Here is a 13,330-nt window from a genome sequence, read left to right on the forward strand (position 1 = left end):
ACGGATTCCCACCAGCAGCACCGCCCAGGTCCTTCCCCGCGCTTATGCCTTCCCTCGAGGGCTGCGCGCGCCCACGGGCACCCTGCCTCCACGCGTCCACGCGAGCCCTGCCTCTATGCGCCCACCGCGCCGGGTGCACCCTCCGCTCGAGGAGTGCCCGCGCCCACGCGGGCCCTGTCCCCATGTGCCTACCGCGCCAACCAGCCCCCGTCTACTGGGATAACCGCCCCGTGCACGTAGTCCGAGGCGGAGGAGGCTAGAAAGACCACCGCCCCCTTGAGGTCATCGGGGGCACCCCAGCGACCGGCAGGCAGCCGTTCCAGGATCTGGCGGCTTCGCTCGGGATCCTCCGCCAGGGCTCGAGTCAGGTCCGTGACCATATAGCCCGGAGCGATGGCGTTGACGTTCACGCCTCGGCCAGCCCACTCGTTGGCGAGGGCCTTGGTCAGCTGTCCCACACCCCCCTTGCTGGCAGCGTAGGCCGGCGCCTGGAGGCCGCCGCTGAAGGTGAGCATGGAGGCAATGTTGATGATCTTCCCCCGGCCCTGCGGCAGCATCACCGCGGCCGCCAACTGGCACAGACGGAACACCGATGTCAGGTTGACCTCCAGCACCCTATCCCACCACTCGACGGGGAAGCTGGCGGCATCTTCCCGGTGGGTGACCCCATGGCTGTTGACCAGGATGTCTAGACCCCCCAGGTCCCTCACAGCCTGAGCGAATCCGCACTCCAGCTGCTGCCGGTCGGCAAGGTCGGCGCGGACGGCGATGAACCCTTCCTCCCGGGCCGTCTCCTCGACCCGCTCCGACCGGGAGAGGATGGCTACCGTGGCTCCCGCGTCCCGAAGCCCCTGGGCCATGCCGCGACCCAACCCACGCGCTCCTCCGGTGACCAGCGCCTTCTTTCCCGTGAGATCGAACGGGTTCACCTACCTCCCCCTGCTGTGTGCTGTCGTGACATATCCAGATAGAACCCTGATGATACACCGATTCACCACTGACGCCTTTCTGTCTTTCCCCCTCTGATCAGAGTTGGCCGACGCAGCATAAGCAGCATCGGCGTTCCATTCTCTCCGTCTGGTTGGCCCCTGTCTACCCTGTCAGCACCTCAGGAGCCGAGCAGCTCCAGCAGCTCGGTCGCATCGCGAACGGCATGGCCTTGCCAGTCGTTATTGAAGTAGGCGTATACGTCCCTCCCCTGCTTCGCCCAACCCCGGAAGGTGGCAGCCCTCTCCGCTAGTTCCTCGGTCCGGTAGTGCCCTTGGTACCGACCATCGGGCCCATGGAAGCGGACGTAGACGAAGTCCGCCGTCACTACCTCAGGCGACCAGTGCCCGCCCAGGTCATACACGCACAGAGCAGCACCGTGGTTCGACAGCTCTCGATAGACCCTCTCGTCGAGCCAACTGGGATCGCGGAACTCGAAGGCGTACCTCTGCCCTGGGGGCAACACCGCCAGGAAGCGGCGCAACCGCTCCAAGTCAAGGCGCCAGCGGGGTGGCAACTGGAAGAGGATGGGGCCGAGCCGGTCCCCCAGCAACCCGACCCGACCGATGACGTTGGCTAAGGGCTCCTCAGGATCCTTGAGCTTCTTGAAATGGGTGATGTAACGGCTGGCCTTGACGGCAAAGATGAACCCAGGAGGGACTGACCGGCGCCACTGGAGCACGGCAGCCTGGCTGGGAAGCTGGTAGAAGGTGTTGTTGATCTCTACCGTGTCGAACCGGCCGGCGTAGAAGGCGAGGTAATCCTCTGGAAGCATTCCCTCCGGGTACAGGCGGCCTACCCAGTGGGCGTAGTGCCACCCCGACGTCCCTATCCAGATCTGTCCTGATCCCGCCATGCCGTCATGCTCTCAACAACCTTTCCCGGTTGGGCTGCGCTGCACTCATCTTAGCAGGGTGAGTGGAGGATGCCAGGAGCGCCATACAGGGCACGATGGAGTACCAGCCAGGCGGCGTTACCGTTTTACACTGAGGTCGATCCATGGCACACTGCCGGTCGCGGTTGTTGTCAGATCTGTCGCCTTGCAGTCAGGAGGCTAGGATGAAGTACCGTCGGCTACTCTTGTGCGCGTTACTGCTGTTCGTCGCCCTGGTACCTTTAGCGGCCGTGGCCCAATCTCAGGAGCAGCGCCTGCCTCTCATCATGCGGAACCACGACTCGGGCGCTCCCACTCCCATCCCGCCCCCACCCACCGCTCTCGCCCCAACGGCCACCGTAACCACCATGCCGACAACGACCGAAACCGTAGCCGCCACTGCCACCACCCAGCCTACGGCGACGGTCACCGTCGCTCCCAGCATCACCGGTACTGCCTCTGCCACGGTCACGGGCACCACATCGCCCACCGCGACCGTCACCGGAACTGCCGCCGCCACGGTCACGGGTACTACATCGCCCACTGCCACGGGGACGATCACCGTGACGTCCATCCCGACTGGGACGGTCACAGCGACACCGGGCGCCTCGCCCAGCCCGACTGTCAGCCCCACCACCACGCCCGCCCCCGACGAGAACGCTCTTGCTTACTACAGCGTCAATACCATGCCTACCCCTCCTACCCCCATGGTGGTCAATCTCTACGTAGCTGACGTTCGCACCGGGATAATGAAGCGCTACACCCGCGTGACTGACTACGTGGAGCCCGACATGTGGCGGCTTGGACGTTCGTCCTGGTCCCCGGAGAGCTCTCTGGTTGCCTTTGCCTCCGACCTCGACCTGAAGGTGGACCCCGATTACGGAGGGGACTGGACCGCCTATGCCCTGGTGCCGGTGACCGGCTCAGACACGGGTAAGCTGCAGGTGTTGGTCAAGGACACCGTCACCGGCACCGATTTCATTCATCCCGCCTGGTCCCCCGACGGATCTACGGTGGCGTTCGTCTCCAACAGGGACGGCCCAGCCGACGACTTCGACATCTTCATCAAGCGGGTCGGCGAGACAGCGCTGGTCAACCTGACCAGCGACCAGGACGGAGACCAGCTCTACCCTATCTGGTCACCCGATGGGGCGCACATACTCTATCAGAACGTTCTGGGGACGACGCGCCAGGTCTATGTGATGGACGCTGATGGCAGCAACCGGCATCCGCTCCTGCCCGCAGGGGACTATCGCGACTTCGCCTGGTCATCTGATGGCTCAACCATCGCTTTCGCCACCGATCGCGACGGTGATTGGGACGTCTACACCATCGCTGCCAGCGCCTTGGACCTTTCCAGCAGCACGAACGATCTTAACGGCGCCAAGAACCTCACTGATGACAACCCCGGAGAGGACCGCTGTCCTTCCTGGTCGCCGCCGTCAGCACTGTACAGCCCCCTGCCGCGCATCGCCTTCGCGTCGCAGCGGGAGTTTGAGAATGTGACTGACATCCATCCCCAGATCTACACCGTGGACTCAGACGGGAGTCACCTCGCCCGGTTCACCTGGGACGCGAACTTCATCCACTACTGCCCGTCTTGGTCGCCCAAGTAGGGAGCAGTATCTCACCGCCGAGACCGCAGAGAGCGCTGGGGCGAAAGAGAGAGCCAAGATGGAAGGAGGAGGTTCCGGCTCTGAAGCCTTCCCTTCCCTTCTCTACCTCTGCTTTCCTCTGCGGTCTCTGCGATCTCGGCGGTGAGCCCCGCCTCTAGAGGTTCTCGATGGGGACAGGTTCGACCGGCTCCGGCAGATCGAACCCGAAGACTCGGGAGTAGAAGTAGAGCTCGGCCTCCAAGGAACGCTTGACGTTCTCCGCCCGGCGGAAGCCGTGCTGCTCTCCCTCGAAAGCGACGTAGGCGACCGGCTGTCCCTTGCTGCGTATGGCCTCCACCATCGTCTCCGCCTGGTTGGGCGGGACGACGGCGTCCTCCAGCCCCTGGAAGAAGATGGCGGGGCAGGCCAGTCGCTCCAGCGAGTAGATGGGCGAGCGCTCAAGGTACAAGTCTCGCCGCTCGGGATAGGGGCCAATGAGGCCGTCCAGATACCGGGACTCGAACTTGTGCGTTTCCTTCGCCAGCAACTCCAGGTCCGAGATACCGTAGTAGCTGGCCCCAGCGCTGAAGACATCGCAAGAGGTGAGCGCACGCAGGGTGGTGTAGCCGCCAGCGCTGCCCCCGCGGATGGCCACTCGCCCCCGGTCCACCTTCCCCTGGCCAGCCAGGTGCTCCACCGCCTTGATGCAGTCCTCGATGTCGGCCACGCCCCACTGGCCCCGCAGCGCGTCCCGATAGGCGCGGCCATAGCCGGTGCTGCCCCGGTAGTTCACGTCCACTACGGCGAAGCCGCGGCTGGTCCAGAACTGTATCAAGAGATTGAGCGTCGCTGTGGTCGTTGACGTAGGCCCGCCGTGGGTGATCACGATGAGGGGTGGTTTCTCGCCCTCCGGCCCCTGGAACTGCCGGTTCTGCGGGGCGTAGAAGAAAGCATGCGCCGTCATGCCCCCGCCGGTGGGGTAGTCTATGGCGCGAGGAGTGGAGAGGTACCCGGGGTCAACCCTAACTTCGCACGAGACGCGCACCAGATCAAACTCGCGCTCCGCAAGGCTCAACTGAACTACGGCCGGGGGATCGGCCGGCGTCCCACCCACGAAGTACACCTTGCCATCACGGGCGCGCACGTAGCTCATGGAGGTGTAGTTGCTCTCGATCTCCACCGCCCGTCCGGTCTGAGTGTCCAGGAGCGCCAGATGACAGATGCCATTCTCGACATAGGTGCAGATCACACGGGCGCCGGAGTCGAAGGCATAGGTGGAAAGGCCGAAGGCCCACTGGGCGGCGCCAAACTCGGCTTCCTTCTCCCACACCGGGCGCACCAGTCGGTCCTGCAAGCGATAGAGGTTCCACCATCCGGTGCGGTCCGAGATGAAGTACAGGGTGCCATCCGGGGACCACTCCGGCTGGAAGAACGACTCCAGTCCGGGGTGACCGGGCACGTGCTCCGGCTGCCCTAGCGACCCATCCGGCTTCACCGGAGCCACATAGAGACGGTTGTGGTCCCAGGGCATGTTGGGGTGATCCCACGCGAGCCAGGCCAGCCAAGCCCCATCTGGGCTCAGTCGAGGCGAGGAGTAGAAGTCGTGGCCCGAGGCCAGCACCTCGATCTGGCCCTCGCCATCCAGCGGCACGGCCACCAGGGTGTTGGCGGCCTCCTGGTGAGGGCCGGTGTGGTCCTCGCGCACGCAGATCAAGCGGTTGCGGCCGGCATCCACCACTCCGTCGGCGTAGCGATAGGCCCCGGCGGGGGTGATAGGACGCGGCTCCTGCCCCGGGTCCTGGCGGTAAAGCCGCTGGTCGGGGAAGTGGGAAAAGAAGGCAGCGCCCTCGTGCACGGTGTAGGCGCCGCCGCCGTACTCGTGCACTCGGGTGCGGACGTCGTAGCCTTCCGGAGTCACGTCGGCGATGGTCCCGTCGGCCGCCCGCCGGACGATCACGTTGCGGCCGCCCTCCGCCGGGCGTCCCTCCAGCCAGTAGACGTCCTCGCCGTCGAGGACGATGTCGGACAATCTGGTGCCCGCCCTCGCCGCCATGTCGGCGGTGATGGGCGACTTCCAGGATCCGTAAGGGCTGATCTGTGCGTTGGACATGGGAATCTCCCTGAGGGCCAACTGCTGGTATCAAATGTTGCGAAGGAGACTAGCGCCCTACGCGGCAGGTGTCCAGCCCTTTCCGGGGTGTCAGGGCGCGTGGTGATGCACACCGATGGGCGTGTTTGGCGGCAGGAAGTATGGTAGACTTGGGCTTGCAGACACTCACGGAGCTCACATGGCAGCCAAGCAGGCGGTTCTCGTTGAGTCTATGAGGCCTCTCTCTGGAGGGGCCAAGCACAAACGGGCCTACCAAAACGCTGTGGCTGCTGCGGCCTGTCAGGCCCAGGTTCCGAGGCTCGCGTCCCGGCGGCTCTACTCGAAGGTGTACTACTTCCACCGGGGCCGAAGCACGATCGATGCCGACAACCTCAGCAAGCCTACCCTGGATGCGCTCACGGGCCTGGCATATGAGGATGATGCTCAGATAGTACTGCGAGTAGCGGCGAAGATAGACCTTGACACAGACAACTACGAGTTCCCGGTGAACAGGTTGGGGTCACACCAGTTCGACAAGCTCCTGATGCTCCTAAGTAGCGCGGAAGCTAGAGTCGATGTGCTCTACGTCGAAGTCGGCGAGGTTGGTTCATTCCCGCTCAACCTGGGCGTTTGGTAGTGTGGGCGGAGGCACAAGTGGCGGAGTCACAGGCCCTAAGCCGGTATCTGGAGCAGGCGCGGATAGAGGAACTGGCGAAAGACCTCGAGGCCAAGGGCTATCGAGTGTCGCGCGACGTGAGGGTGGGCGACTTGGTCGCCGACCTAGTGGCCGAGCGGGGGGAGGAGCGCCTGATCATCGAGGTCAAGACGGGCGAGACGCTGCGGCAGGGTGTCGAGCAGATTCGACAGCTGGCACGGCTGGCCGCTGAACAGCCAAACACCACCTTCCGCCTGTCTGTCGCCAACCCGCCTCGAGCGAAGTCGATCGAGATCGCTAATCTAGGGGACGTGCTCTTCGGCTACCTCGTCAACCAGGCTACCCCTGAGGAGCTGGATGGGCTGTCCAGCCACACTCAGGTGGAGGGCGTAGCCGACGTGGAGGTGCTCCACACAGAGGTCTCCCTGGACGAGATCCACGTCGTCGGCAGCGCGGTGGTCAAGGTGCGGCTGCAGTACGGCTCGGATGGGGACGTTACCCGAGGGAACGGCCTAGTGGACCACGACGCCTTCCCGCTCGAATTCGACGTTACGCTCAACCACGCGTTGCAGTTGGTGCGGGTCAACCGGCTGGCCGTAGACACGTCAACCTTCTACGAGTAAGCCCGTACGAGCGGAGTCAGACTCTGACCGACCGAGGCACATCCCGTGTTGGCCGCCCCCGAAGGCCAGCGCAGACCGGCGTCGCATAGGCGGTACTAGCACCCCTCCTCTACGACGGCTCCCGCACCGCCTGGAGGATGCGGTCCGCCCGGCGGTCCAGCAGACGAGCCAGCGGTTTCAGCGTGACCAGGTAGAGGCCCGCGGAGTAGATAATGGCCACGGGCAGGGTGACCACCAGCGCCGGTCGCCCCAGCAGGTAGGGCACTACCAGTAGCAGCAACACCGGGGGAGTGCCTATGACCCAGGCCAGGAGCGTCCACAGGTTGCCCGCGTCCCGGTTCCATTGCTCCAGGTCCTGTCGCTTGGCGCCGATGATTCCGGCCAGGGTGTAGAGCGGTGCGGTGGAGAGGTTGAGCAGGAGGGCCAACACCGTCCCTGCCCCGAGGACCGTCCACGTTCGAGCCAGCCCGGCGATGATGGCCAGAAAGAGCAGAGTCTGCGCCATCGTCAGCAGCAAGGCCACCAGGTTGCCCGACACCAGCACGTAGCGGCGATCCACCGGTGACAGCATGAGAGTGGCGAACCCCTCCCGATCCACCGTTCCGAAGTAGTTGGAGGTGATCGAAGAGGTAGCCAGGTTGGCTGCCACCGCTAGGAGAGCGCCTACCAGCGCCGGCAGCGCCTGACGCCACGGGCTACCCGGGTCCGTGAAACCGTGCGTCAGCCAGACGGCGAGACCGCCGAAGGAGACGGCCACGATGGGCGCGGCCAGGAAGGTGTACCGGCTCGCACGGCCCCGACGCAGGTAGATCCAGTCCTTGAGAAACAGGGCCCAGAACTCCGGCGGCCCCGGCCAGGAGCGATTCCACCGCTGGCTGCGGACCACCTCGCCGCCCAGCCGCACGGCGGCGCCCCGCATCAGCCGCAGGACCAGGCTCCCGTGCGCCCACAGTAGGACGGCGGCCGCACCCAGCGCCAGCGCCAGCGATCCCAGCCTGGCTAGCCACCGGCCCATGGCCGGGAACGCCATCCCTGCCGCCGCCCAGGTGGTGGGCAGCCAGAAGAGGAACCGGGACGACCTCAGGGCGAGAAGGAGCACCTCGACGGCCTCGACGAAGCCCAGGTTCTCGAGGTCCGGAAGGTCGAGCAGGGGCCCAAGGAACGTGCGTAGGCTGCCGTACTCCTGCGTCAGCAACTGGATCAGGAAGTTGCCGAACACCGGGACCAGGAAGGGCAGCGAGAGCAGCGTCAGCATCACCGCCCGCAGACGGCGGTCGCCGGCGACCAGGTCGTACACGTCCTCCATCAGGCGGCCGGAGAACACGAGCACGGCGAAGAGCGGTAGCGCCGCCAGGGCAATGAGGGGCAGCGCCCCGGGCGCGTGCCACGCTAACCCCACCACCTCGCCCGCCAGGAGCAGGGCGGTCCAGAAGCCCACCAGGCTGAACAGGGACACGAGCGTGCTTCCCGCCACCAGCCCCCGGAAGCTGACCGGATGTACGAACAGGCGGGAGAGTTCGAAGCGCTCCACCAGGCTGGTGTCGTAGCTGGCCGGAAGCAGCAGCCATACAAACAGGATGCCGGCGTTGGCGAGCGTCGCCAGCTCGAAGGCGGCGCGAGGCGACAGATTGGCCAGGAGGAGACCCAACCCGACCGCCATGAAGCCGAAGGCAGGCAGGCTAAGCACCAGCAACATGAGACCGAACAGAAGCCGCCCCACCCGGGCCAGCATCTCGGCGCGGCGGCTGCGGAAAAGTGACAGCGTCAGGCGCCACTGCAGCCAGAGAAGCGTCCGTACCTCAGCCCCCACCGACGGGCTCCTTCCCAGTGAGCCACTGAAGGAGAGGCTCTTGCTGATCTTCTGGCCCCTGGGCCTGCACCGTGCGCACGAACACCTCCTCCAACGGCGCTTCCTCCGGGAGCCCGACGGCCTGGCGCAGCTCGGAAAGGCTGCCCTGCGCCGCCAGCCGGCCCCGGTTGATGATGGCCACCCGGTCGCAGAAGCGTTCCGCCAGCTCCATGACGTGGGTGGAGAAGAAGACAGTAGTGCCCCGCTGTTCCACCATGTCCCGCAGGATGCCCTTGACCACCCGGGTGGAGATGGGGTCTACGCTCTCGAAAGGCTCGTCCAGGAAGAGCACCTCGGGAGCGTGGATGAGGGCGGAGGCGATGGCGGTCTTCTTGCGCATCCCCGCCGAGTAGTCCAGGATCATCTTGCCGGCGCTGTCGCTCAGCTCCAGCGCCTCCAGGAGCGAGGGCACGCGACGGTCCAGCTCCGCCTGGGTGAGCCCATGGAGCCTACCCACCAGCTCGATGTGCTCCACTGCCGTCAGGCGTTCGTACAGGCTCATCCCCTCTGTTACCACGCCGATGCGCCGCTTGACTTCCAGCGGGTGCTCCCGCACCGAGAACCCGGCTACCTCGGCGCTTCCCGAGGAGGGAGGCAGGAGCCCCACCAGCATGTTGATGGTGGTGGACTTGCCCGCCCCGTTGGGCCCCAGGAAGCCGAAGATGACGCCCCTGGGTACCTCCAGGTCGAGGCGATCCACGGCTACCAGGCTGCCGAACCGCCTGGTGAGGCCCTCGGTTCTTAGTGCCGGCCCGTCGAGTGTCATCGCACTAGCTCTTCTGTCCCCCTGGTTCCCGGCCCATGCTAGCGTTCACGGTAGGGGCCGGCAATCGTGGCCAGTGGGAACTGGCCACAGAGACACTGAGGCACAGAGACGAGGGAGGGCGACCTGCCCGTACCGATCCCACTACTCACTCGCCCGGCTGCGGTCTGCCAGTGCCAGATCTCTTTGCTCGTTCTCTGGGCGTGCCGGCCGCGAGATGAACGCCGCCGCGCCCACGATCAGGGCACCGCCCACGACCGCCCCGGGGCCCAGAGTCTCCCTCAGCAGCATCACGCCCAGCAGCGCCCCCACCAGTGGCTCCAGGTTCAGGTAGACGCTGGCCCGCGAGGCGCTCGAATGACCCAGCCCCCAGTTGTAGAGCAGGTTGCTCAGGGCGGAACTGCCCAGGCCCAGCACCAACACCGCCAGCCACACGGTGGCCGACAGGTCCAGCCGAGGAGCTCCTTCCCAGAGCAGGGCGGCCGGCGCCAGGGCCAGGGTGCCGAAGGCCACGATGTAGCTGGTGGCGGTGATGGCGTCGTAGCGGTGCACCAGCACCTTGCTCAAAATGATGGAAGGGGCGCAGGCCACCGCCGACAGCAGCACCAGAGCGTCGCCCAGCCAGTGGTGACCATCTCCCGGCTGGCCCACGATCAGGGCCACTCCGACGGTGGAGGCCAGCACTGCCAGCCACTCGGGGAGAGCCAGCCGCTCGCCGTAGAAGGCCACCGCCGCCACCGCCAGGATGGGGGTGGCTGCTCCCATGATAAGCGAAGCGCTGGCGGCGGTGGTCAGCGTCAAGCCGGCGAACTGAAACAGGAATACCACCGGGACGGTCAGGGCCCCGGCCAACAGGAATAGGGGGACGTCCTGCCGGCGCGGCCACTTTCGCCGCACCACCGGGATGGGCAGCAGGGCCAGGGTGGCCAGAGTGAACCGGAGCAGCACCACCTGAGCCGGACCCAACTGGGCGAAGGCGATCTTGCCGAAGGGGAAGCCCACGCCCCAGAGGACTCCCGCTAGGATGAAGGCGGGCGCTGCCAGGCGATAGCGGTGCCGAAGGTCCATGGCTGGGAAGCCCGTCGCTCCTGGAGTACACTGATGGCGTTGCCAGCGGCGCAGCGCAGGCTACAAGATTGGCGCAATCCGACACGATCTGCAACCTGGTCTGGACGGCGGGAAGCACGACGGAGGAGGAGGCAATGGCGCACCAGGCGTACGAGCGACTGGCGGAGGCACTGGATCGGCTGCCCAATGGCTTTCCTCGGACGTCCTCAGGGATCGAGATCACCCTCCTGAGGCGCATCTTCACCCCCGAGCAGGCGGCGCTGGCAGCGCTGCTCACTCGCGAGATGGAACCGGTGGAAGCCATCGCCGCGCGGGCCGGCCTGGCCGTGGCCGAGGCGCGCGCGGCGCTCATGGGCATGGCCCGCCGCGGGATGGTCTGGTTCGAGCGGGAGGGCGGCGTCTCCCGGTTCCGACTGGCTCCCTTCATAGTGGGCATCTACGAGGCCCAACTGGACGTGATGGACCACGAGCTGGCCCACCTGGTGGAGGATTACCTGGCCCAGGGCGGAGCCGCAGGCATCATGGGGCCGGAGCCGGCGCTGCACCGGGTGATCCCCGCCCAGGCTGCCGTCCGGCCCGAGTGGATCCTGCCCTACGACGACGTGCGCGCCATCCTCCTGCGGGCCCGGTCCTTCCACGTGCGCGACTGCATCTGCCGGGTGCAGCAGGCCCAGCTGGGACGCACGTGCCGGTTCCCCGTCCACAGTTGCCTGTCGTTCTCCTCCCGCGAGAGCGAGCCCGGGCCGGACAGCCTCACGCAGGAGCAGGCTTTGGCCCTGCTAGACGAGATGGAGGAGGTGGGGCTGGTGCACTCGGTGAGCAACGTGGCCCAGGGCCTGGGCTACGTGTGCAACTGCTGCGGCTGCTGTTGTGGCATCCTCCGGGGCATCAACGAGTACGGCATCGCCCACTCGATAGCCCGGGCCAACTACGTCGCCGCTGTAGATCAGGATACCTGCACCGCCTGCGGCATCTGCGCCGAGCGCTGCCAGGTGGGGGCCATCCGGGAGGGGGAGGGCGCCTACGAGGTGATGGCCGAGCGGTGCATCGGTTGCGGCCTGTGCGTCACCGGGTGTCCCAGCGGAGCTGCCACCCTGAGCCGCCTGCCCGAGGCAGAGACAGTGCACCCACCCAGCGACTTCGCCGCCTGGGAGGAGGAGCGGCTGCGGAGGCGGGGAGCGGCGTCGTAGCCCACCACGGGCGCTCAGGCAGTATCGCCGACCATGGAGTACTCGCCACCGTCGCGGAGGCCTGCCCGAACGAGGGCCGCCAACACCCGGCTCGCATCCAGAACCTCGATGAGGGCTATCCGCCCATCTGCCGACATGTGCACTATGAAAGGGCCGGCCTCCAGGGCGTCATCTATGGGCAGGCTGGGGTCTATCTCTACCGACAGCACATCGGCTTCCCGCTCATACAGCACTTTCATACCGCTCCTTCCGACCCGGATAGAAGGTGATAATCACCACCGCTCCCGGCTCCCTGCGATAGACCACACGCAGAACGTGTCGCCCAGTGATGGCCTTCTGGGCGATCCACCGTTCCCCCTCCTGCGGCCAGACCGAGTCCGGGTCGAGCACCACTTGCTCAACCTCAGCCTGAGTCACCTCGAAGCCGTGGTGCCGCAACGCGTCGAACTTGAGGCTGACATGTCTGGTGAACCGGATCTCGCAAGACATGGGCCGCTTTCGATCCTGTCACCAAGTGTAGCATACCGCTGAAGGGCGTAGCGGCTGCCGCCAGCCGTCAGGCAGCTCCCCCCAACTCGTCCGGGGCAGCGCCGACACGGGGCGCTGGTCCCTCAGACGCGGATCCTACACAGCGGCGACCGGCCATCTGACAGGCTGGGTAGGTCTGGCTTGGGGCCCCCCTGCCAAGCGGACTCAGCGGAGACCGAGGTGGGCGCGCTTCACCGTGGTCTTCCCGATGATTGCAGAGCTCATCGCGCCTCCAGCAGACGCGCAATTGGGATCGGGTAGACCCCTGACTTGAGCACTCCTTCTCTCTCCGCTGCCCTCACGACGCCAGGCCAGGTTCTCGGGCGACCTGCGTCCGCCAGCACAAACCCGCCGTCGCAACCGATCGCGGCGGTGGTTGTCGCAGAGCACCCCAGCGACCTTCGCTGGCCTAGAACGGAATCTCCTCGTCGTCTACCGGCGGTCTGCCTCCCGCCGGACGCTCGTCCTCCGACAGGTCCTCCTCGTCGGCCCGCACCGCGCCACGGCCACCGGCGGGGAACCGCGCCATGTCGCCCTGAGGCCACTCCTCGCCCGCCTCGCCTCGGCCACCAAGGAACCGCACTGTGCGAGCCCGCAACTCCAGACTGCCCCGAGCGGTGCCATCCTGAGCCGTGTAGGCGGACACGTCCACATCTCCCTCGACCAGCACCAGGCGTCCCTTAGTAAGATACCGGCTGCAAGGCTCCGCCTGGTTGCCGAACACGCTCACCCGGAACCAGGTCGTCTTCTCCTGCTGCTCCCCATTGCGGTCGGTCCACCTGCGAGTGGTGGCCATGGAGAAGCCACACACGGGCGTGCCATCCGAGGTGTAACGGAGTTCCGGATCCCGGCCCAAATGACCCACGACGATACAAGTCTGGAACATGCTCCCCTCCCCAGGTGACAAGCATCTGGCCTAGAACAAATGTTCTGCCAAGTGTAGCACGGCGAGAGCGGTGAAGCAAGCGCTTCTCCCGCCTGCCGTTCCAGCGGGCCAAGGATAGCACCGAACCCCAGCCGGTCAAAGGGCGGCAAGCGGCCGGCAGGCGTGAGCCGTGGAGCGGCTCCTGCCGGCCCCACCGACCGCATACCATCCATCCCCCAACCTG

13 protein-coding genes are annotated in these 13,330 nt (G+C 66.1%); 4 read left to right on the plus strand and 9 right to left on the minus strand.

Annotated features, from left to right (window positions below; all coding sequences use genetic code 11):
- Nucleotides 1–188: 188 nt before the first annotated feature.
- Nucleotides 189–929 (minus strand): SDR family oxidoreductase, encoded by a 741-nt coding sequence (locus HPY83_03175; protein ID NPV06951.1) that lies wholly within the window; start codon nucleotides 927–929, stop codon nucleotides 189–191.
- A 179-nt stretch (nucleotides 930–1,108) separates the two neighbouring features.
- Nucleotides 1,109–1,843 (minus strand): DUF72 domain-containing protein, encoded by a 735-nt coding sequence (locus HPY83_03180; GenBank protein NPV06952.1) that lies wholly within the window; start codon nucleotides 1,841–1,843, stop codon nucleotides 1,109–1,111.
- A gap of 203 nt (nucleotides 1,844–2,046) precedes the next feature.
- Here HPY83_03180 and HPY83_03185 point away from each other — a divergent pair, with 203 nt between their 5' ends.
- The gene (locus HPY83_03185; GenBank protein NPV06953.1) at nucleotides 2,047–3,477 is read left to right on the plus strand and encodes a hypothetical protein; all 1,431 of its coding nucleotides are present in this window, start codon (nucleotides 2,047–2,049) and stop codon (nucleotides 3,475–3,477) included.
- A gap of 154 nt (nucleotides 3,478–3,631) precedes the next feature.
- Here HPY83_03185 and HPY83_03190 read toward each other — a convergent pair whose 3' ends face one another.
- Entirely contained in the window at nucleotides 3,632–5,566 is a 1,935-nt protein-coding gene (locus HPY83_03190; GenBank protein ID NPV06954.1) for a S9 family peptidase, read from the minus strand.
- Nucleotides 5,567–5,744: 178 nt separating this feature from the next.
- Here HPY83_03190 and HPY83_03195 point away from each other — a divergent pair, with 178 nt between their 5' ends.
- The gene (locus tag HPY83_03195; GenBank protein NPV06955.1) at nucleotides 5,745–6,182 is read left to right on the plus strand and encodes a RusA family crossover junction endodeoxyribonuclease; all 438 of its coding nucleotides are present in this window, start codon (nucleotides 5,745–5,747) and stop codon (nucleotides 6,180–6,182) included.
- 17 nt (nucleotides 6,183–6,199) lie between these two features.
- Nucleotides 6,200–6,823 carry a hypothetical protein gene (locus HPY83_03200; GenBank protein ID NPV06956.1) on the plus strand — a complete coding sequence of 208 codons (624 nt, stop codon included), beginning with the start codon at nucleotides 6,200–6,202 and terminating at the stop codon, nucleotides 6,821–6,823.
- Nucleotides 6,824–6,932: 109 nt separating this feature from the next.
- Here HPY83_03200 and HPY83_03205 read toward each other — a convergent pair whose 3' ends face one another.
- The 3 genes from HPY83_03205 to HPY83_03215 form a co-directional block, all read right to left on the minus strand.
- Nucleotides 6,933–8,633, minus strand: coding sequence for a hypothetical protein (locus HPY83_03205; protein NPV06957.1), 1,701 nt, complete (start codon nucleotides 8,631–8,633; stop codon nucleotides 6,933–6,935).
- Nucleotides 8,623–9,438, minus strand: coding sequence for an ABC transporter ATP-binding protein (locus tag HPY83_03210; GenBank protein NPV06958.1), 816 nt, complete (start codon nucleotides 9,436–9,438; stop codon nucleotides 8,623–8,625). Before HPY83_03210 ends, HPY83_03205 begins: the two co-directional genes overlap by 11 nt.
- 141 nt (nucleotides 9,439–9,579) lie before the next feature.
- The gene (locus tag HPY83_03215) at nucleotides 9,580–10,503 is read right to left on the minus strand and encodes a DMT family transporter (GenBank protein ID NPV06959.1); all 924 of its coding nucleotides are present in this window, start codon (nucleotides 10,501–10,503) and stop codon (nucleotides 9,580–9,582) included.
- Between the two features lie 134 nt (nucleotides 10,504–10,637).
- On the opposite strand from HPY83_03215, the gene HPY83_03220 reads away from it, so the two are divergent.
- Nucleotides 10,638–11,693, plus strand: coding sequence for a 4Fe-4S binding protein (locus tag HPY83_03220; GenBank protein ID NPV06960.1), 1,056 nt, complete (start codon nucleotides 10,638–10,640; stop codon nucleotides 11,691–11,693).
- A 14-nt stretch (nucleotides 11,694–11,707) separates the two neighbouring features.
- Here HPY83_03220 and HPY83_03225 read toward each other — a convergent pair whose 3' ends face one another.
- From HPY83_03225 to ssb, 3 genes are all read right to left on the minus strand, one after another.
- Nucleotides 11,708–11,932, minus strand: coding sequence for a DUF2283 domain-containing protein (locus tag HPY83_03225; protein NPV06961.1), 225 nt, complete (start codon nucleotides 11,930–11,932; stop codon nucleotides 11,708–11,710).
- A complete protein-coding gene (locus HPY83_03230) occupies nucleotides 11,916–12,182 on the minus strand; it encodes a DUF4258 domain-containing protein (protein NPV06962.1) in 267 nt (88 codons plus the stop codon). The genes HPY83_03225 and HPY83_03230 overlap by 17 nt, the downstream gene beginning before the upstream one ends.
- A 448-nt stretch (nucleotides 12,183–12,630) precedes the next feature.
- A complete protein-coding gene (ssb, locus tag HPY83_03235; protein ID NPV06963.1) occupies nucleotides 12,631–13,107 on the minus strand; it encodes a single-stranded DNA-binding protein in 477 nt (158 codons plus the stop codon).
- Nucleotides 13,108–13,330 lie beyond the last annotated feature (223 nt).

This window comes from Anaerolineae bacterium (assembly GCA_013178015.1).
GTDB lineage: Bacteria > Chloroflexota > Anaerolineae > DRVO01 > DRVO01 > Ch71.